This window comes from Synechococcus elongatus PCC 11801, assembly GCF_003846445.2.
Lineage (GTDB): Bacteria > Cyanobacteriota > Cyanobacteriia > Synechococcales > Synechococcaceae > Synechococcus > Synechococcus elongatus_A.
Genome location: NZ_CP030139.2, coordinates 2,098,656 through 2,118,445 on the forward strand (window position 1 = coordinate 2,098,656; position 19,790 = coordinate 2,118,445).

Below are 19,790 nucleotides of genomic sequence, written 5' to 3' on the forward strand. Positions count from 1 at the left end.
GGCCGTCTTTGAACTGGGCATGACTGCAATTTCTGACTGCTTTGCTGCACTGCGATCGCAGGGACGCTGCGCACTGATCCCGTTTTTGACGGCGGGCGACCCGGATTTAGAAACCACCCGTCAGGCATTGCTGGCCCTCGATCGCGAAGGTGCTGACCTGATCGAGTTGGGAGTGCCCTACTCGGATCCATTGGCCGATGGGCCGGTGATCCAAGCAGCAGCAACTCGCGCCCTACAAGCGGGAACGCGACTGGATGATGTCTTGGCCCTGCTCAAAGACGTGCGATCGCAGATCAAGGCACCAGTTGTCCTTTTTACCTACTGCAACCCAATTCTCAATCGCGGTTTTGAAACGTTCCTCGATCAGATTGCAGCAGCAGGTGCGAATGGTTTGGTTGTCCCCGATCTGCCCTTAGAAGAGTCTCAGCGTCTCTCAGAAGTCGCAGCTGAGCGCGGCATTGATTTGATTCTGCTGATCGCACCGACGAGTTCCGCAGATCGCATTACAGCCATCAGTGAACAAGCCCGCGGCTTCATTTACTTGGTTAGTGTCACCGGTGTAACTGGGATGCGCCAAGGGATGCAGTCCCGTGTTGCAGATCTACTGCAAGAAATTCGCCAAGGCACCGATAAGCCAATTGGTGTGGGTTTCGGGATTTCGGGAGCAGAGCAGGCTCGACAGGTACGTGATTGGGGTGCGGACGGCGTGATTGTCGGTAGCGCCTTTGTGAATCGCCTCCAAGAGCAGGGAGTCGAGGGAGTGGCAGCACTTTGCCGAGAGTTGCGGCAAGCGATCGATCGCCAGCCTGCGTTGTCCTGAGCCTGTATTGAGGTCACTGCAGACTTGCTCCTCGCTTCAAGCAGTGGTACGTGTCCACTCCCTCATTCTTTTGGCTGAATACCCTCGCGCTTGTGCAGTGAAAGTGCCCCTCCGTTGATGCTGGTTACGGAGGAGCACTTGCTTGTGTGATTCAGTGAGAAGAACAGTCGAATGAACCTCTGAGCCTCGGTTGAGTTAGTTGAAGCGATCGCTTCAACTAAGACTGAGCACGTCCTGAGGGCAATTTCCGCCAAGCTTGGTAAGCCGCGCTGACAGTGGTGATCGTTGCCATCGGCACAATCAGCAAGACCAAAACCCAGCGTAGGCTTGTGAGCAACGGATTTTGGAGTTCTTGCAGAACCAACTCTGCGAAATAGGCGCTGTAGGCACCCAGCAGGAGGATGCCTTCCCAGCGGCTGATGATGAAGCCACTGAAGAAAATGGGCAGGCACAACAAGGAAATACCGACCATGACGGGAAGGTCGATCTGAGCAGCCTGCGCTTCAACTGGGACACCGTTACTGGCAATGATTGCCGCGATACCCAAGACAATCAGCACGTTGAAAATATTGCTGCCCACCACGTTGCCGACGGCAATATCCCGCTCGCCTTTCAGACTCGCGACAACAGAAGTGGCCAGCTCTGGGAGTGATGTTCCGGCAGCCACAATAGTCAAACCAATAATGAGCTCGCTGATTTGCAGAGAGCGGGCGATCGCTACTGAGCTATCGATCAGTAACTTGGCACCGAGAATGAGCAGACCGAGCCCCGCAGCGATCAACAGGATCTGTTGCCAAAGGGGCGGGCGATCGCTCAAACCATACTCTTCTGCGTATTCTGCCTGTACCTCCGGATCAGGTTCTTCTCCGCCCTGGCGAATCTGGAAGAGGGTATACAAGACCCCCAAGACGACCAAGACAATTCCGTCGAGGCGGCTAATGCGACCATCGAGGGCCATGCCATAGACCAAGCCTGCCGTCGCAATCATGATCGGTACATCTAGTCGCACCAACTGCTGAGCGACTTGTAGGGGGGTGATCAGGGCTGAGATCCCCAAGATGAACAGCACATTGAAGATGTTGCTGCCGACCACATTCCCCAGAGAGATATCATTCGAGCCTTCAAGGATGGCCTGCACACTGACGGCAAGCTCGGGAGTGCTGGTCCCGTAGGCCACGACCGTGAGACCAATCACCAAGGGCGATAACCCAACGAGGGCTGCAAGTTTTGAAGCACCTCGGACTAAAAACTCAGCGCCAGCTACGAGGATTACTAAGCCGAGCAGCAGAAGCAAAACATTGATCAGCATTGAGGCAATCGCCAACATGTCTCCTTCATCTTACGGACGCGATCGCCTATAAAAAAACCCTGCCAAGGCAGGGCTAAACGGTATTGCTCTCTGACTACTGACTGGGAAATCGAAATCTACAGCAGGCCAATCTGCGACAGGATGCCTTGGCCAGTCAACAATTCGGTGGCCAAACCAACAACGAAACCGATCATCGCCAGACGGCCATTCCAGGTTTCTGCAAATGCAGTGAAGCCGAACTTGGTATTTTGCTCAGACATGACAGGGACCTCCCTACGGGGTGGTTTGGTATCTGTAAATCAATGTAACGCAAGCGCTGGGAGATTTGCAACATTTCTTCAAGGATTTTTGCGTCAATCCCTAAAAACCGTTGCTAAGACTGACCGGCACTGGCTTAACACCCCAGATCTGCTCGCTGTAGTCGGCGATCGTGCGGTCGGACGAGAACTTGCCCGATCGCGCAGTGTTCAGCACCGACATTTGCCACCAGCGATCGGGATCGCGGTAAGCAGCGGCGGCCTCACGCTGACAGTCGATGTAGGACTGGTAATCCGCCATCAACATGTATTCATCCCGTTGCAGCAGATCGCTGACTAAGTCTTGGAACAGGTTGGGCTGATCGGGGGTGAAATGACCGCTGCTAAAGCGCTCGAGGACGGCTCTCAGTTCAGCATTGCTGCTCCAGAACTCGACGGGACGATAACCCCGACTTTGGCGTCGCGCAATCTCTTCAGCCCGTAGCCCAAACAGGAAGAAGTTCTCAGGGCCAACTTCCTCTCGAATCTCGATGTTGGCGCCGTCATAGGTGCCGATCGTCAAGGCTCCGTTCATGGTGAACTTCATGTTGCCGGTGCCCGATGCTTCCTTACCCGCCGTCGAGATCTGCTCCGACAAATCAGCGGCTGGATAGATGCGCTGTCCTAAGGAGACGTTGAAGTTTGGTAAGAAGACAACTTTGATCCGCCCTTGGATGTCGGGATCATGGTTGATGATGCTACCTACAGCGTTGATCAGCTTGATGATCTGCTTGGCGCGGTAATAACCAGGCGCTGCCTTGCCCGCAAAGATGAAGGTACGCGGCAACAGGTTGAGCTGCGGATTATGTTTCAGCCAGTTGTAGAGCGTCACGATGTGCATGACAGCGAGGAGCTGTCGCTTGTACTCGTGAATCCGCTTGACTTGGACATCAAAGAGCGAACTGGGATCGACTTCAATCCGAGTCTGTTGGTAGATGTAGCGGCTGAGATCGACTTTGTTGTGATGCTTGACTTCGGCCCAGCGCTGCAGGAAGTCGCGATCGCCCACACTCTCTTCAAGACGGCGCAGCTGACTGAGGTCATGAATCCAGTCATGGCCAATCTTCTCGCTGATCAAATTGGCCAAGCGAGGGTTACTTTGTAACAGCCAGCGACGTGGTGTCACGCCGTTGGTCATGTTGAAGAATTTCTCAGGCCAAAGCTCGTAGAAGTCGCGCAGGGTTTCTTGCTTGAGCAACTGGGTATGGAGAGCAGCGACCCCGTTGATGGCATGGCTTCCGACACAGGCTAGATGTGCCATCCGCACCTGAGGTTCGGGTCCTTCCTCAATCAGCGACAGTCGCCGAGCGCGCGTCTCGTCGCCGGGATACCAAGCCCGCACATTGGCCAAGAAGCGCCAATTGATTTCGTAGATGATTTCCATCAAGCGCGGTAGCGTCCGCTGGAACATCCCGACTGGCCAGCGTTCTAGCGCTTCGGGCAGGAGCGTGTGGTTGGTGTAGGCAAAGGTGCGCTGAGTAATGGTCCAAGCACTATCCCAGGTTAGGTGATGCTCATCAATCAGCAGGCGCATCAGTTCTGGTACGGCCACGCTGGGGTGCGTGTCATTGAGCTGCACAGCGATCGCTTCATGCAGTCGTTCCAGATGCCCGTGATTGATCAGGTGCCGGCGAATAATGTCTTGTAGCGAGGCGGAGACAAAGAAGTACTGTTGCTCCAGCCGTAGCTCTCGCCCTTGGGGGGTGTTGTCGTTGGGATACAGTACCTTCGAGATTGTCTCGGAGGACATTTTGTCAGCGACTGCATCGTCGTAGTTGCCGGAGTTAAACGCCTCTAGATTCAGCTCGGTCGTGCCCTCTGCCTTCCAAAGCCGCAGCATGCTGACGTTGTTGGTGTCGTAGCCTGGAACGGGTGTGTCGTAGGGAATCGCCCGAATGACGCGATCGGGAATCCAAGAGACACAATAGCGACCCCGCGCATCATGGTAGGCCTCAGTATGACCGCCCAACTTAATTTCAACGGCTTGTTCGCGCCGTTCTAGCTCCCAAGGATTGCCGAAGCGCAGCCAGTTGTCAGGAATCTCCATCTGCCAACCGTTATGGAGTTCTTGGTGGAAAATGCCGAACTCATAGCGGATGCCATAGCCGACTGCGGGGATGTCCAGCGTGGCCATCGAATCCAAGAAGCAAGCCGCCAGACGGCCCAAGCCACCATTGCCCAAGCCCGGCTCTTCTTCTTTTTCTAGCAATTGCTCAAAATCCAGCCCGACTTCTTCTAGAACCTGCTGGACGCGATCGTGGAGATGCAGATTAATTAGACAGTTTTCGAGGTGCCGCCCCATCAAGAACTCGGCTGACAGGTAGCAGACCACCTTGACGTGTTGCTGCTGATAGGTCGAAAGGGATGCTAGCCAGCGTTGCAGCAGGCGATCGCGCACCATGTAGGCCAAGGCCATGTAGTGGTCACGGAGTGTGGCAATCGCCGAAGTTTTCCCCTGGGTGTAGTAGAGATGGGCTTCGTAGGCCCGCTTCAGGGTTTCAGGTGTTACGGAAGTCCGTTCGTCCTCGCAGACCAAGCCGCTGGGTTCTAGGTAGCTCGTTGTTGGGTCGTAGCTGAGTTGGGCGGTGGAATCACTCATAGGGGCCATACCTAAGCGGGGGTCAGTGAACGTGGCGCCGGGGCTGGCTGCTGCTCGATGCTTCGCATATAGCGAATCAGATCCAACATGCGATTGCTGTATCCCCATTCGTTGTCGTACCAAGCGATCACTTTGAAGAAGCGATCGTTGAGAGCCATGCCAGCGGTGGCATCAAAAATGCTGGAGTGGGAATCGCCGATGAAGTCACTCGAAACGAGGTCATCCTCGGTATAGCCCAGAATGCCCTGCAGGGATGTTGCGGCTGCTTCTTGCATGGCTGCACAGATGGCTGTGTAGCTAGTGGCCCGCTGACTCCGAAACGTGAGATCCACCACAGAGACGTCGGCAGTCGGAACTCGTAGCGCCATGCCGGTTAGGTGGCCTTGGAGTTCTGGAAGGACTAACCCCACGGCTTTCGCTGCACCGGTGCTCGCAGGAATGATGTTTTGGGCAGCGCTGCGACCGCCGCGCATATCTTTGCGACTGGGGCCATCCACAGTGGGTTGGGTCGCTGTGACGGCATGGATGGTTGTCATCAATCCGTCTTCAATGCCGCAGTGATCCTGCAACACCTTGGCTACAGGGGCGAGGCAGTTGGTGGTGCAACTGGCGTTGGAGACAATCCGATGGCGATCGGGGTTGTACTGCTGATGGTTGACGCCGTAGACAAAGGTTGGTACGCGATCGGGGTTTTTCTCAGAAGTTGGGGCAGAAATCACCACCCGTTGAGCCCCTGCTTCGAGGTGGCGGCTGGCAGCTACATAGTCGGTGAATCGTCCTGTGGCCTCAATGACCACATCAACCCCGAGATCCCCCCAAGGAATGGCTGCTGGGTCCGTTTCGGAAAAGCATTGGATGCAGCGATCGCCGGCACAAATCCGATTCTCTTCTGCGCGTACCGACTGCTGTAAACGTCCGTGGGTTGAGTCGTAGTGCAGCAGATAGGCGAGATTCTTGGCAGGAACGAGATCATTAATCGCCACAAAATCGAGTTGCGGATCCTCGAAGCCAGCACGCAAGCAGAGACGACCAATACGACCAAAGCCGTTAATTCCAACACGAATTCTGGACATAGTCGGCAGGAGAGGGGAATTGCCCTGACTATAGACAGGGGATCACGAGGGGCGATCAGCCTTAAGAGGAATGAAAGAAAGCCGTAGTGCTTTGCAATGCTCCCCTCAGATAAAGTCCCGCTCAAGTTGCCTGAGCGATCGCTGGCTGGACTGGTAGAACCGGCAAGACATGGTTGAATGAAGGCGACCTGTTTATCTGGCTCACCCATGCCTGCGATCGCCTCGCGCTGTCTCTTATTACTGCTGTGTTTTGTGCCGCTCGCAGCATGTCGCAGCTTGGGGGGGAATGAGGCTGAGAGCAATAGTCGATTGAACCAAGTGCAGGCGCGGGGCAAGTTGCTCTGCGGAGTTGAAGGCCGACTGCCAGGCTTTAGTTTTCTGGATGCCCAAGGGAACTATAGCGGCTTAGATGTCGATATGTGTAAGGCGATCGCTGCAGCTCTGTTCAACGATCCCAACGCGATCGAATATCGCAGTCTGGATTCTGTAGAACGCTTTCCAGCCTTGGCCAGTGGTGAAGTCGATCTTCTCTCACGCAATACGACTTGGACCTTGAGCCGAGATGCCAAAGGGGGCAACAACCTTGAATTTGCTCCGACGACCTTTTACGACGGCCAAGGGCTAATGGTGCGTCGAAATAGTGGCATCCGATCGCTGTCGGATTTTCAAGGGAAAGCAATCTGTGTAGAGACAGGCACCACCTCGGAACTCAACCTCGCCGATACGATGCGAGAGCTGGGCGTGAAGTATCAAGAAGTCAAATTCCCGAATTCGGATGCCACCTACGCGGCTTATGCACAGGGGCGCTGTGAAGGGGTGACCTCCGATCGCTCGCAGCTCGCAGCTCGCCGCACGACCTTGTCCGATGCCGATCAGCACCAACTACTGGATGCGGTGATCTCTAAAGAGCCCCTCAGCCCAGCCACGATGAATAACGATTCCCCTTGGTTTGACGTCGTCAAATGGGTGGTCAACGCCACAATTCAGGCTGAGGAATTTGGCATCACTCAAGCCAACATCGATCAGTTCAAGACCTCGAAAAATCCGGAAATCCGTCGCTTCCTCGGGCTAGAAGGAAAGTTAGGAGAACAACTCGGCCTCAGCAATGATTTTGCCTATCGCGCTGTCAAAGCCGTCGGTAACTATGGCGAAATTTACGAGCGGAATGTTGGGCAGCAGTCCCCGCTGAAGCTGAATCGAGGCCTCAACCAGCTCTACAAGAATGGTGGCCTGCTCTACTCGCCGCCATTCCGTTAATTGGCTATGCCTTTTCGTCTGAAGTTGCAAGGATCGCTCTGGCGGGATGAGCGGGTCTGGCGCTGGGTCTGGCAAGGACTGGTGCTGGTGTTGGTGATTGCTGGCGCAATTTGGCTGGTTGATAACCTGCTTTACAACTTGTCGCAGCGCGGCCTGAGTCTGACCTTCGACTGGCTGGAGCAACCCGCAGGGTTCAACATTGGCGAGTCGGCGATCGCCTACCAAACAGCAGATAGCTACGCTCGTGCGCTCGTTGTTGGGTTAGTCAATAGCCTGCGAGTCATTGCGATCGGATTAGTGCTGACGACGGTTGTTGGTACCCTCGCTGGCGTTGCGGCGTTCTCCGAAAACTGGTTACTACGGCAACTCAGTCGCGGTTATGTTGCAGTCGTCCGCAATACGCCGCTTCTCCTGCAATTGATCGTTTGGTATTTCCCGATTCTGCTGAGTTTGCCAGCAGCCCAGCAGCCTTGGCACTGGCTGGGCAGTCTTTACCTGAGTAAACAGGGGATCTATGTGCCTTGGCCCCAGACCCCCGGCTGGCTCATCTTAGTTATTGCAGTGGCCGCAGTCTCGTTCGCGGCTTGGCTGGGACGACGGCGATCACGACGGGATCTGCGCTGGTTCTATGGGGCGATCGCTGCGATCGCCCTCCTGATGCTACTGACTCAACTGAGCTGGCCGCAACAGATTCAACCGGGACAAATTCGGGGCGGCTTGCGGCTATCGCTAGAGTTCACGGCCCTGTTGCTGGGCTTGGTCGCCTATACCGGTGCCTTTATCGCCGAAATCATTCGCGGCGGCATTCTGTCGGTGCCAGCAGGACAATGGGAAGCGGCAGCAGCCTTGGGGCTGACTCGAGGCCAAACCCTCTGGCAAATTGTGGTGCCCCAAGCCCTGCGGGTGATTGTGCCCTCACTCAATAGTCAGTACGTGGGCTTTGCCAAAAACTCAAGTCTGGCGATCGCGGTTGGCTATCCCGATCTCTATGCCACGGCTCAAACAACCCTAAACCAAACAGGACGACCGGTTGAGGTGTTTGCGATTTTGATGCTGACCTATCTCGCTATCAATGCCGTGATTTCCCTAGGGATGAATGGCCTGCAAAATCGCCTGCAGCGCCGGGGAGTACGTTGACATGATGCAGTCAACAGACTGGACTCCGCCTCGGCTGACTCCGATTGCTTGGCTGCGGCAAAACCTGTTTAGTTCTTGGCTGAACAGTGTCATCACGCTGGTTTTGATCGCTGTGATCGCCGGGATCGTTGGCCGCTTGGGTTTCTGGATTACGACGGAAGCTCGCTGGACGGTGCTGGTCGACAACTGGACACTGTTTTTTGTCGGGCGCTATCCGGCTGCCGAGCAGTGGCGACTCTGGCTATGGCTAGTGCTGCTCAGCCCAACTCTTGGTCTGACTTGGGGCTGTCTGGCGACTGAAGCCTATCGCTGGCGCCGGCGATCGCTCTGGGGGTGGGCGCTCTTTGCGGCAGCAATTGCACTGATTCCTCTGCCTTGGTGGCCTCACAAGCTGGGACTGACGGCGATCGCTGCTGGTGTGCCAGCCACGAGTTGGTTCGCTCAGCGCTGTCGCGGTCAAGGCTGGCTCCGCTTGCTGCCCAGTCTCTGGGGCATTCTCTTTCTGGTGGGGCTGTGGATCCTGCAAGGAGGCTTGGGTCTACGGCCTGTGTCCAGCAATGACTGGAGTGGCCTCTTGCTGACCCTAGCAACAGCACTGCTAAGTATGGTGCTCTCCTTGCCGGTCGGCATTGTGCTGGCGCTGGGTCGCCAAAGCACGCTGCCAGCAATCCGCTGGCTATCGATCACCTACATTGAGCTATTTCGCGGACTCCCCCTGATCACCATCCTCTTCTTTGGACAGGTGATGGTGCCCCTGATGCTGGATGCAGAGTGGCGGATCGATCGCGTTCTACGGGCAGTTATTGGCCTGACGATTTTTCTGTCGGCATACTTAGCAGAAACGGTGCGAGGGGGTCTGCAAGCCATTCCCCATGGCCAGTTTGAAGCGGCTTCTGCCTTGGGGCTCAATCTGTTCCAAACCTATCAGTTCATTGTGCTGCCGCAGGCGCTCCGCATCTCCATCCCTGCGATCGTCGGACTCTTCCTCAACCTCTTGCAGGACACAACGCTGCTCTCAATCGTTGGCTTGCTGGAACTGCTCGGTATCAGTCGATCCATCTTGGCGAATCCGGCCTACCTCGGTCGCTATGCTGAGGTCTATCTGTTCTTGGGTGTGCTTTACTGGCTGTGCTGCTATGGTCTGGCCCAGCTCAGTCGGCGCTTAGAACAACGACTTACTCCCCAGCGCTAGAACGATCAGTGTGAACGAATGACCACTCTAGGACGGCAACCCGAACCTGTGACTGCGATCGCTTCAGCCCCAGAGACGATGATCCACGCCGAGGGGGTCGAAAAATGGTACGGCAATCAGTTCCATGCCCTCCGCGGCGTGAGTTTGACCGTGAAGCGCGGCGAAGTGGTTGTGATGATGGGGCCGTCGGGGTCGGGCAAATCGACCTTCCTGCGCACCCTCAATGCGCTCGAATCACATCAGCGCGGTGAAATTCGCATCGAAGGCCATCGATTAAGCCACGATCGCCGCGATATTGCCACCATTCGCCAAGAAGTGGGGATGGTCTTCCAGCAGTTCAATCTGTTTCCGCACCTGACGGTGCTCCAGAACCTGATGCTGGCACCCGTACAAGTGCGACGCTGGCCGGTTGCGCAAGCGGAAGCCACAGCCCGGCAACTGCTGGAGCGGGTGCGGATCGCAGAACAAGCAGATAAGTATCCCGGTCAGCTCTCCGGTGGACAGCAACAACGGGTGGCGATCGCCCGCGCCTTGGCGATGCAGCCGCGCATTCTCCTGTTTGATGAACCAACCTCTGCCCTCGATCCAGAGATGGTGCGCGAAGTGCTGGATGTGATGCGCGATCTCGCGAGCGAAGGGATGACCATGCTAGTGGCGACCCATGAAGTTGGCTTTGCCCGCGAAGTTGCCGATCGCGTCATTTTGATGGCTGACGGGCAAATTGTTGAAGAGGCTCCGCCTGATCGCTTCTTTACAGCGCCGCAGAGCGATCGAGCTAAACAGTTTTTGGCACAAATTCTCTAGCCATGACAGGACTGTGGATTGGTTTACTGGCTTTGGCGATCGCCCCGCCCTTGCGAGGACCCGAGGCGATTCAAGCGCTACTGACAACCAATCAATGCTTGGGCTGTAACTTCTATGCTGCAGACTTTCGGTTTCGCCGCTTGCCCAAGGCTCAGCTCGCCAAAGCCCTGTTGGCAGAAGCAGACCTGTCGTTCGTGGATCTGCGCGGAGCTGATTTGCGTGGCAGCAGTCTTGCCGGGGCTGATTTGACGGGTGCCGATCTGACCGGTGCAGATCTACGTGGTGCCAACCTCAGTCGTGCCATTCTGACGCGATCACGGCTGACGGGTGCCCAACTTGCAGGCGCGAATTTGCGCGAAGCCTATCTGTTAAATGCGATCGATCCCGATCTCCGGCAGGCCCAATTCTGTGAAGCCACCCTGCCCAATGGTCAATTCGGATCGTTCTGCCAACTGCCGCCACCCAGTGGTCGCTAGCTGATGCGCAGTCAGTGGCGGAGTCAAGATTGGCTGGCTTACTACCGCAGTCTTGCGACGGCGACTTTCACGGTAGTCGATGTCGAAACGACGGGCTTTCATCCACCCCAAGCTCGGGTGATTGAGCTGGGAATTCTGCAGGCCACACTCTCCGAGGGGATCCAGTCCCAGCTGGCGGAGCTGATCAATCCGGGAGTCCCGATTCCTGAGGCGATCGCCCGGTTCACGGGCATCACGGCGGAGATGCTTGCTACAGCTGGGCCGCCAAAATCTGTATTGCCCCCTATGCTGCCGCAGCTCCAGACTGGGATCCTGGTGGCGCATAACCTGGCTTTTGACTATCGCTTTCTGACGGCGGAATATCAGCGACTGGGTTTAAACTTTGAGCGATCGCCCGCGGAACAACTCTGCACTGTACAAATGTCGCGCCAACTCTTGGCTGACTTACCGTCGCGGAGCTTGCCCCAACTGGTGCAGCACTTTGGCTTTCCGGTTGGCCAAAGCCATCGGGCAGCTGCGGATGTCGAAGCCTGCTGGCGACTTCTAGCATTGCTCTTGCAGCAAATCCAAGACAGTGACGATCAGGAAATCTTGCAGCGTCTTGGGCAGGAATGGTTACCGCTGCCGTTCGCTGCTCAGCTGCTGAATTGTTCCCGCAGTCAAGCACAAAAACAGCTAGAGACCTTGGCATCAGTTGAGCCGCGGTACTCTAGCCGCAATAGTACGCCTCTGTATCGGCGGGTTTGGGTGGAGGCGCTACTGCCCAATACTTAGCCGCGATCATTGCGGGTTCAGTGCGAGCCTAAACGTCATACATCCGGCATTCGTCGGCATTGGGGAACTCATCGCAGTAGTTGCGATAGGCTTTCTCCCGCAGTGTTTTTTCGGGATGGTGAGCGGCTTCTGCCTGCAGTTCTTCGAGGATGTCCCATGCGACGCGGCATTGTGGATCATCTTTGCCAAAGGTGGCGCAGGTTTGGCGTGCTTCGCTGCGAGCTTCGGTAATGCGGTCTTGAAGTGTGAGGGTCATGATTCAAAGTCCTCAAGGGCTGAAAGTCATTGATTCAGGGTGTCAGAAGGCGATCGCTCCACTGTCTGAGCTGCTGACCCAGACGATGACGGCCTCGTTGCCAGGCCTGTTTCCAGAATTCCCAGATCTGGGCTGATTGAGCGGCGAATGGGGCTTGAGACTGGGCTTTGATCAAGGTCACGACCCAGCGATCGCCTTCCACTGCAGTCAGGTACTGGTCTGCTCGCACGGCACAGGGCAAAGTCAACAATTGTTGTGCGAACTGCCAGCGATAGCCATAGGGACTGCAGAGTTGGCTATAGCCTTGCAGTCGTAAGCAGTCGTTCTGGATTTGAACCCGAATTGTTTCGGGATCCCACTGGTTGAGCGGGAGGCTGAGCCGCAGTGTGCTGGGTGTTTCCTCCATTTGCAGCGCTGCGTTCATCACAATCGGAGTCCAGTTGAGGGCAGGGTCGGCAATTCCTGATCGCCACTGCAGCAATCGCAACATCGTGAGGTCTCCACTGGAGAACACTTCGATCATTCCCCGGTTGATGGGCGATTGGGGGACGGGAAACCGAAGTGCAAGCAGAGGGGGTTACCGCTCAGCACGCGTCTCAGAAAAGAGGGGCCGCATGATAGAATGAGCTTGCGAAGAAGCCTTGCAATAGCTTGATTTTGCGGCAGTTTAGGCCGCTTTTTTCGCTACTTTTCCCGACCTCAGTACTGGAGACAATCCGCCCATGAGTGCCCAGGAGCGCATCATCCAGACTGACCTGCGCAACGAGATGTCGCGTTCCTACCTCGAGTACGCGATGAGCGTCATCGTTGGGCGCGCACTTCCCGATGCTCGCGATGGCCTCAAACCCGTTCACCGTCGCATTCTCTATGCGATGTATGAGCTGGGCTTGACGCCCGATCGCCCCTTCCGGAAATGTGCGCGGGTCGTCGGGGAAGTGTTGGGTAAATATCACCCCCACGGCGACACAGCGGTCTATGACGCCTTGGTGCGCATGGCCCAAGATTTTTCGATGCGATCGCCGCTGATCGATGGCCATGGCAACTTTGGCTCGATCGACAACGATCCACCAGCCGCGATGCGGTACACCGAGTCGCGCCTCAAGCCGCTGACGACCGATGGCTTGCTGCAGGACATCGAAGCCGAAACCGTCGACTTCAGCGATAACTTCGATGGTTCTCAGCAAGAACCGACTGTTCTGCCGGCACGGTTGCCCCAGCTACTGCTGAATGGCTCCTCGGGCATTGCCGTCGGCATGGCGACCAACATTCCGCCCCACAATCCCGCGGAACTGATCGCCGGTGTGATTGCTCTGATCCATAACCCTGAGATCAGCGATCGCGAGTTGATGCGCCACATTCCGGGACCGGACTTCCCGACCGGTGGCCAAGTTCTGGGTGCGGCGGGTATTCGTGATGCCTACCTGACCGGCAAAGGCTCAATCACGATGCGCGGCGTGGCAACGATCGACACGATCGAAGCGCCAGGGCGTCCGGTGCGCGACGCGATCATCATCACGGAGTTGCCCTATCAGACCAACAAAGCGGCGCTAATCGAGCGAATCGCCGACATGGTCAACGAGAAGCGCTTGGAGGGCATCTCTGACATTCGCGATGAGAGCGATCGCGATGGCATGCGCATTGTCATCGAGTTGAAGCGCGATGCCTATCCGCAGGTAGTGCTCAATAACCTCTACAAGCAGACGCCACTGCAGAGCAACTTCAGTGCCAACATGCTGGCGCTGGTGGATGGCGAGCCAGTTCTGTTAACGCTGAAGCGATCGCTGGAAGTCTTCCTCGATTTCCGGATTGAGACGATCGCCCGCCGGACTCGCTACGAACTCCGCAAAGCGGAAGAGCGCGACCATTTGCTGCAAGGTTTGCTGATTGCCCTCAGTAACCTCGACGCGATCATTGAGCTGATCCGGCGATCGGCAGATGCCCCGCGAGCCAAACAGGAACTGATCGACGTTTACGGGCTCTCTGAAGTTCAGGCCGATGCCATCCTGCAGATGCAACTGCGGCGACTGACGGCATTGGAAGCCGAGAAAATTGAGCAGGAACACCAAGAGCTACAGCGTCGGATTGAAGACTATCGCGATATTCTGGCGCGCCGCGAGCGAGTCCTAGAAATCATTGAAACCGAGCTGGGACAACTGCAGCAGCGTTTCCAAGAGCCGCGTCGCACCACCTTGCTGGAAGCTGACGGCGAGCTGGAAACGATCGACCTGATCGCCAATGAGAAGTCGATTCTGTTGCTGACGGAGCAGGGCTACATCAAGCGGATGCCGGTCAACGAGTTCACGGCGCAGAGCCGGGGAACGCGGGGTAAAGCCGGCGCCAAAACTAAAGAGGATGACAGCGTTGAGCATTTCCTAACCTGCTGCGATCACGACAACATCCTCTTCTTCAGCGATCGCGGTGTGGTCTACAACCTGCCGGCCTACCGGATTCCGGCGGCCTCTCGCAATGCGCGGGGCGTGCCGATTGTGCAGTTGCTACCGATTCCTCGCGAAGAGCGGATCACCTCGATTGTGCCGGTCAGTGTCTTTAGTGACGACGAGTACTTGGTGATGCTGACCCAAGGCGGCTACATCAAGAAAACGGCGCTTTCAGCCTTTGCCAATATCCGCTCTAATGGTCTGATTGCGATCGCCCTTTCTGAAGGCGATCAGCTGCGTTGGGTGCGATTGGCGAAACCGGAAGACAGCATTCTGATTGGCTCCCGCAAGGGCATGACGATTCACTTCCGTGCCAGCCATGATGACCTGCGGCCGCTGGGTCGGGCAACGAGGGGTGTCCGAGCGATGTCCTTGCGATCGGGCGACACCTTGATCTCGATGGATGTGCTGCCAGCTTCTCTCACTGCGGATATGGCTGAGACTGGCGAGGAAGATGACAACGAAGAATTGGTAGAAGTTGTTGCTAGCCCCGGACCTTGGGTCTTAGTGGTCACGGCGCAAGGCTTGGGCAAACGGGTGCCCGTGCATCAGTTCCGGCTGCAGAAACGGGCTGGCCTCGGTTTGCGAGCGATCAAGTTCCGCAGCAAACAGGATGAGCTGGTTGCCCTGCGGATTGTTGAAAGCGGTGATGAACTGGTGATGATCAGCCAACGCAGCGTGATCATTCGCCAATCCAGTGATGCGATTCCGCAGCAATCACGGGCAGCAACTGGGGTTCGCGTTCAGCGTCTGGATAAGGATGATGTTCTCGCTGCAGTCGCTTTGGTGCCGCCAGGGGAAGAGGAAGTTGAAGATGGTGATGAGGGCGCGATCGCCAGCGACGAAGCCTAGCAATTAGAACTTGATTGACTGCAATCGCAGGATGGATGAGGGGCTAAACAGCCCCTTGTTTTTGTGAATTAGGGCAGTTGACCATGGGCGCTAGTCGTTCTCGAGCGAGTTGGGTAGGCCCTGTTCGGCAATCAGCCAGTCCATAAATTGCCGAGCGGTACGGCCCGATCGCCCGTTATGGCGAGTTGCCCATTGCTTGGCTCGAAATTCCAGCGTTTCCGAGGGCAACGTTAAGCCCACTTCGTTAGCTAAGTGGCGGACAATTGCTAAATATGTGTCTTGATCAACAGGTTCAAAGGTCAGGGTCAGACCAAAGCGATCGCTGAAGGAGAGCTTCTCTTGGACTGAATCCCAAGCATGCACTTCCTTAGCTTCTGTTGGATTGGGTCGCTCATCGAAATACTCTCGTACCAGATGACGCCGGTTCGAGGTCGCATAGACAGCCACATTGGGAGGGCGAGCAGTGAGGCTGCCTTCCAAAACTACTTTGAGGGCTTTGAAAGTTTCGTCGTCGTCTTCAAAGGACAAGTCATCCACGAAGATGATGAAGCGCAGGGCCGACTCGCGCAGTCGGTCCAAAATTTGGGGTAGGGCTTGTAAATCCGCTTTGCCCACTTCGATCAGTCGTAGGCCGCGATCGCCGTAGGCATTGACCAGCGCCTTCACCAATGAGGATTTTCCAGCACCGCGACTGCCATAGAGCAAGACATTCTGGGCGGGTAGTCCTGCTAACAGAAATTCCGTATTGCGCTTAAGCGTCTCTTTCTGGAATTCATAGCCAGCGAGATCAGACAGGGCTACAGGGTCAGGATGCTCGATTCCTTGAAGCTGTCCCTGCTGCCAACGCAAGGCCCAATAGTGATGAAATAGGCCTACGCCCCGCCGCTGATAATGCTGAACCAGCTTCGGTAGTAGCTCGGCCCAATCCTCCATGGCAGCCCACTGGGCTTCGCGATCGCGGGGGGCTTCTAGGTGACAGGGCGGCAGAGCTGGGAGATTGCCAATCGCTTGCACCATCGGAGCCAGCAGGCTGGGATTAATTTCAGCCAGCTGCTGCAGCGTTTGGAGATCGTGGCGAACAATCGGCTGCCATAGCTCTGGCAAAGGACTGTGTGTGCCAAATTGCGCCCAGCGACTAAATTGATTGTCATCGCTGCGAATCGCTCGCATCAGCCATTGCGGCCAGCTCTGGCGATCGCTTAAGAGGCTACGGAGCCAACTGCTGTAGGCGCTGACAGCTGCGATAGGCTGCTGCTGAATCAACGCGTCGAGCAACTGCAAAAACGCTTGACCGGCTGGGGCCTCTAGCACACCGGAATAAAAAATGAGTCCTGCAGCTTGGGCTCGAAGTCGTTGTAGGCGCCGCTGAGTCTCGCTCATGCCAACTCGTGAGTTGCAATTACTTGCAGCATACCCAACCGCGATCGCGCTGTCAGAAGCTCGAAAAGCCTTGGGATTGCCGTGCTAGCTTGGGGCAAAACCCTTGCCTGCTCACCATCATGCTGCTGCTTAGTCAGGAGTTACCAGAAACGGTCCGTCCCGCGGTGCGCGATCGCCATTCGCAAATAGTGGCGTGGCGACAGCAACTGCATCGTCGGCCAGAACTGGGCTTTCAAGAGCAGGAAACAGCTGCGTTTATTGCCGCTCGACTAACCGAACTGGGTATTCCTTTTCAATCGGGGATCGCAGGCACAGGGATCGTTGCCGAGATTGAAGGGCGGCGATCGGGGCCAACTTTAGCGATTCGGGCCGATATGGATGCCCTGCCAATTCTGGAAGCGAATGAGGTGCCCTATCGCTCTGAAATTGATGGTCGCATGCATGCCTGTGGACATGATGGTCATGTGGCGATCGCGCTCGGAACAGCGGCTTGCCTGCAGGCCAATCCTGATTTTGCCGGTCGCGTCAAAATCATTTTTCAACCGGCAGAAGAAGGGCCGGGTGGTGCCGCGCCGATGATTGCTGAAGGGGTTCTGGAGAATCCCACGGTGGATGCGATTATTGGCCTCCATCTCTGGAATTACCTACCGCTAGGAAAAGTGGGTGTGCGCAGTGGCCCGCTGATGGCGGCGGTGGAATTGTTTGATCTAACGATTCAAGGGCGCGGGGGACATGCTGCGATTCCCCAAAACTGCATTGATGCGGTGTTGGTCGCTTCGCAGATCGTGACGCTGCTCCAGAGTGTCGTTGCTCGCAATGTCGATCCACTTCATTCAGCAGTGGTGACGATTGGCTCGCTGCACGCGGGCACCACCTACAACGTCATCGCCGATCGCGCCCAACTGAAGGGGACCGTTCGCTACTTCGACGATCGCTATCAGGGCTTTTTACAAGAGCGAATTGAGCAGATCGTGGCAGGCGTTTGCAATAGTCACGGTGCAACCTACGAGCTGAACTATCGCAAGCTCTATCCAGCGGTCGTTAATGATTCTGCGATCGCGGATTTGGTGCGCAGCGTAGCCGAAGACGTGCTGGAACCGCCCCTTGGTGTCGTGCCCGACTGCCAAACCATGGGCGCAGAGGACATGTCCTACTTCCTGCAAAAGGTGCCGGGTTGCTACTTCTTTGTGGGCAGTGCCAACCTCGATCGCGGCTTAAATTTCCCGCATCACCATCCCCGCTTTGATTTTGACGAGACGGCCTTGGCGATCGGGGTGGAACTGTTTCTGCGCTGTGTCGAGCGTTTCTGTCGCTAAATCAGTAGGGCAAAGGCGATCGCGACGACTGCACCGATCAGAGTGTTGATCGCATTGACCAATTCATTGGTGAGCCACTGCAGTCGCGTTTGTAGCGTTGCACCAATCCAGCTCTCGGCAGTCGTGGCAATCAGTGCTGCCAGGACACAGATTGCGATCGCGTCGGTAGAGATCAGGTCAAACAACCAGCCAAAAATGGCCATCACTAGTGCTGCCACCAGTCCTGCGATGGTCCCTTCTAAACTGACAGCTCCTTCCGTCCCAGCCGGAACCGGTCGTAGGGTTGTGATCAAAAACGTCCGTTTGCCAAAGGCTTTGCCGACTTCACTTCCTGCTGTATCAGCCAATTTAGTTGCGAAGCTGGCCACAAACCCTAGTTTTGCCAAGGTTGCGATCGCCGGGAAATCTTGCCAGTACCAAGCCGCAAGTGCTGCTGCTGTGCCGACTAGAGCGGAGCCCCAAACGTTTTCAGGGCCGCGCTTGCCTTCTCTGGCTTCAGCAATGCCTGCTGCTTCTTTGCGAGCTTTGCCCCAGCGAGTCAGCAGCGAACCAATCAGCAGATAGAGCAGCACCAAAACATAGCCCGCTGCCTGCAAGCTGCCCCAAATCAAAACGCCAAGAAAAGCAGCATGGAGATAGCCTTCACGGGTCAGCAACTTCGCTCGCGATCTCAGCCCGATGGTTAGCAAAACGCCATTGATCGCGATCGCAGTTAGCCAGTCGAGTTCCGTCTCAAGCAGTGTCATGGTTGGGGGCGATCGCTAGGATGAAGGGCAAAACTCTGACAGCAACCGATATGGCTGCAGCTCTGTTTCATTTGGCATTTCCAGTCAGCGATATCGCCTTGACCAAGCAGTTTTATGTACAGGGTTTGGGCTGCCGTGCTGGACGGGAGTCGCCAACTTCTCTAATTTTGGAGCTGGCTGGTCATCAGATTGTCGCTCACCTAAGCCGATCGCCTCTAACGCCGCAGAATGGCATTTATCCACGTCACTTTGGGCTGGTCTTTACGGACGAAGCCGACTGGCAGGCTTTATTAGAGCGGGCAGAGCAATATCGGCTTAGCTTTTATCAACCCGCGCGACTGCGCTTTCCCGATAGTCTGCTAGAGCATCGCACTTTCTTTTTGGAAGATCCCTTCCACAATCTGCTGGAGTTTAAGTTCTACCGCTACCCTGAAGCAATTTTTGGGGCGCAGGACTTTGCCTTGGTTGGCGATGCTATAGAGGCTTGAATCCCACTTTGTGGTGATGACGAGAGGTCAAAAAGTAAACAGATGTAACGAAAGTGATAAGAGTCTTGAAGCAGCGCGATCGTCGGCTCGATAATCAGGCTGCGTGGCAGTGAATCAATTGACAGGAGCAGAAAGTTCTATGGTCCTCGGGAAGTTATTCGGTAAAAAAGAAAAATTCTTTCTCGAAATTGAGCCTACAACTTCTAGCTCAGAGTCCACGGCGGAAGAAGCCGCTCCTTCAGCTCCGGTGGCCGCGATAACTTCTGCAGAAGCACCAGCTGCGACTGCAGCGGTGACGACGACGCCTGAACCGGCAGCAGCACCTGCCTCCGCACCCGTCGCAGAGACGCCAGCCAAAGAAATTCCCAACGTCACCTTTGCGGCTGATCTCAGCGTGCCGGCCATCAACACAGGTCGTCGACTGCCAGGACCGAGCCTTGATCCCTTTGCCCAAATCGCAAGCGAAGTGGTGCGCCGCTAGAACGACTCTCGGGCGATCGCTAACAATTTCTTGCATCTTCAACAACCTCTCCAGTCAGAGAGGTTGTTTTTTGCGATCGCTTGTTCTGCTGATAAA

19 protein-coding genes are annotated in these 19,790 nt (G+C 56.0%); 11 read left to right on the forward strand and 8 right to left on the reverse strand.

The window, feature by feature from the left end; translation table 11 throughout:
• The first annotated feature begins 19 nt into the window (after positions 1 to 19).
• On the forward strand, positions 20 to 820 hold the full coding sequence (trpA, locus tag DOP62_RS10450) for a tryptophan synthase subunit alpha (RefSeq protein WP_208674616.1): 801 nt from the start codon (positions 20 to 22) through the stop codon (positions 818 to 820).
• A gap of 217 nt (positions 821 to 1,037) precedes the next feature.
• Here trpA and DOP62_RS10455 read toward each other — a convergent pair whose 3' ends face one another.
• The 4 genes from DOP62_RS10455 to gap all read right to left on the reverse strand — a co-directional run bounded on the left by DOP62_RS10455 (position 1,038) and on the right by gap (position 6,097).
• Positions 1,038 to 2,147, reverse strand: a complete 1,110-nt coding sequence (locus tag DOP62_RS10455; RefSeq protein ID WP_208674618.1) for a calcium/sodium antiporter — start codon at positions 2,145 to 2,147, stop codon at positions 1,038 to 1,040.
• Between the two features lie 98 nt (positions 2,148 to 2,245).
• The gene (locus tag DOP62_RS10460; RefSeq protein WP_011243582.1) at positions 2,246 to 2,389 is read right to left on the reverse strand and encodes a chlorophyll a/b-binding protein; all 144 of its coding nucleotides are present in this window, start codon (positions 2,387 to 2,389) and stop codon (positions 2,246 to 2,248) included.
• A gap of 100 nt (positions 2,390 to 2,489) precedes the next feature.
• Positions 2,490 to 5,024 (reverse strand): glycogen/starch/alpha-glucan phosphorylase, encoded by a 2,535-nt coding sequence (locus DOP62_RS10465; RefSeq protein WP_208674620.1) that lies wholly within the window; start codon positions 5,022 to 5,024, stop codon positions 2,490 to 2,492.
• Between the two features lie 11 nt (positions 5,025 to 5,035).
• Complete coding sequence (gap, locus tag DOP62_RS10470; RefSeq protein ID WP_208674622.1) at positions 5,036 to 6,097, reverse strand: type I glyceraldehyde-3-phosphate dehydrogenase; 1,062 nt, start codon at positions 6,095 to 6,097, stop codon at positions 5,036 to 5,038.
• Positions 6,098 to 6,274: 177 nt separating this feature from the next.
• Between gap and DOP62_RS10475 the strand changes: the two genes are divergently transcribed.
• From DOP62_RS10475 to DOP62_RS10500, 6 genes are read left to right on the forward strand one after another with little or no spacing between them, the layout of a single operon-like run.
• Complete coding sequence (locus DOP62_RS10475; RefSeq protein WP_208674625.1) at positions 6,275 to 7,354, forward strand: amino acid ABC transporter substrate-binding protein; 1,080 nt, start codon at positions 6,275 to 6,277, stop codon at positions 7,352 to 7,354.
• 6 nt (positions 7,355 to 7,360) lie between these two features.
• Positions 7,361 to 8,491 (forward strand): amino acid ABC transporter permease, encoded by a 1,131-nt coding sequence (locus tag DOP62_RS10480; protein ID WP_208676784.1) that lies wholly within the window; start codon positions 7,361 to 7,363, stop codon positions 8,489 to 8,491.
• Position 8,492: 1 nt separating this feature from the next.
• Entirely contained in the window at positions 8,493 to 9,683 is a 1,191-nt protein-coding gene (locus DOP62_RS10485) for an amino acid ABC transporter permease (RefSeq protein WP_208674628.1), read from the forward strand.
• Between the two features lie 18 nt (positions 9,684 to 9,701).
• Positions 9,702 to 10,487, forward strand: coding sequence for an amino acid ABC transporter ATP-binding protein (locus tag DOP62_RS10490; protein ID WP_275937693.1), 786 nt, complete (start codon positions 9,702 to 9,704; stop codon positions 10,485 to 10,487).
• A gap of 2 nt (positions 10,488 to 10,489) precedes the next feature.
• Entirely contained in the window at positions 10,490 to 10,963 is a 474-nt protein-coding gene (locus tag DOP62_RS10495; RefSeq protein WP_208674629.1) for a pentapeptide repeat-containing protein, read from the forward strand.
• A 3-nt stretch (positions 10,964 to 10,966) separates the two neighbouring features.
• Positions 10,967 to 11,737: a 3'-5' exonuclease gene (locus DOP62_RS10500; RefSeq protein ID WP_208674630.1), complete on the forward strand. Its 771-nt coding sequence runs from the start codon at positions 10,967 to 10,969 to the stop codon at positions 11,735 to 11,737.
• 28 nt (positions 11,738 to 11,765) lie between these two features.
• Here DOP62_RS10500 and DOP62_RS10505 read toward each other — a convergent pair whose 3' ends face one another.
• A complete protein-coding gene (locus DOP62_RS10505) occupies positions 11,766 to 11,993 on the reverse strand; it encodes a Calvin cycle protein CP12 (RefSeq protein ID WP_208674631.1) in 228 nt (75 codons plus the stop codon).
• Between the two features lie 34 nt (positions 11,994 to 12,027).
• Positions 12,028 to 12,483: a hypothetical protein gene (locus DOP62_RS10510; RefSeq protein WP_261789899.1), complete on the reverse strand. Its 456-nt coding sequence runs from the start codon at positions 12,481 to 12,483 to the stop codon at positions 12,028 to 12,030.
• Positions 12,484 to 12,715: 232 nt separating this feature from the next.
• On the opposite strand from DOP62_RS10510, the gene gyrA reads away from it, so the two are divergent.
• A complete protein-coding gene (gyrA, locus tag DOP62_RS10515; RefSeq protein ID WP_208674634.1) occupies positions 12,716 to 15,283 on the forward strand; it encodes a DNA gyrase subunit A in 2,568 nt (855 codons plus the stop codon).
• Between the two features lie 90 nt (positions 15,284 to 15,373).
• On the opposite strand, the gene DOP62_RS10520 is transcribed toward gyrA, so the two are convergent.
• Entirely contained in the window at positions 15,374 to 16,663 is a 1,290-nt protein-coding gene (locus DOP62_RS10520) for an ATP-binding protein (protein WP_208674636.1), read from the reverse strand.
• A gap of 119 nt (positions 16,664 to 16,782) precedes the next feature.
• Here DOP62_RS10520 and DOP62_RS10525 point away from each other — a divergent pair, with 119 nt between their 5' ends.
• On the forward strand, positions 16,783 to 17,979 hold the full coding sequence (locus DOP62_RS10525) for a M20 metallopeptidase family protein (protein WP_208676788.1): 1,197 nt from the start codon (positions 16,783 to 16,785) through the stop codon (positions 17,977 to 17,979).
• Here DOP62_RS10525 and DOP62_RS10530 read toward each other — a convergent pair.
• Positions 17,976 to 18,725, reverse strand: a complete 750-nt coding sequence (locus DOP62_RS10530) for a TIGR00297 family protein (RefSeq protein ID WP_208674638.1) — start codon at positions 18,723 to 18,725, stop codon at positions 17,976 to 17,978. The two genes, DOP62_RS10525 and DOP62_RS10530, sit on opposite strands and share 4 nt — an antisense overlap.
• Positions 18,726 to 18,775: 50 nt before the next feature.
• On the opposite strand from DOP62_RS10530, the gene DOP62_RS10535 reads away from it, so the two are divergent.
• Positions 18,776 to 19,213 carry a VOC family protein gene (locus DOP62_RS10535; RefSeq protein ID WP_208674640.1) on the forward strand — a complete coding sequence of 146 codons (438 nt, stop codon included), beginning with the start codon at positions 18,776 to 18,778 and terminating at the stop codon, positions 19,211 to 19,213.
• A 139-nt stretch (positions 19,214 to 19,352) separates the two neighbouring features.
• On the forward strand, positions 19,353 to 19,694 hold the full coding sequence (locus DOP62_RS10540) for a hypothetical protein (RefSeq protein ID WP_208674641.1): 342 nt from the start codon (positions 19,353 to 19,355) through the stop codon (positions 19,692 to 19,694).
• Positions 19,695 to 19,790 lie beyond the last annotated feature (96 nt).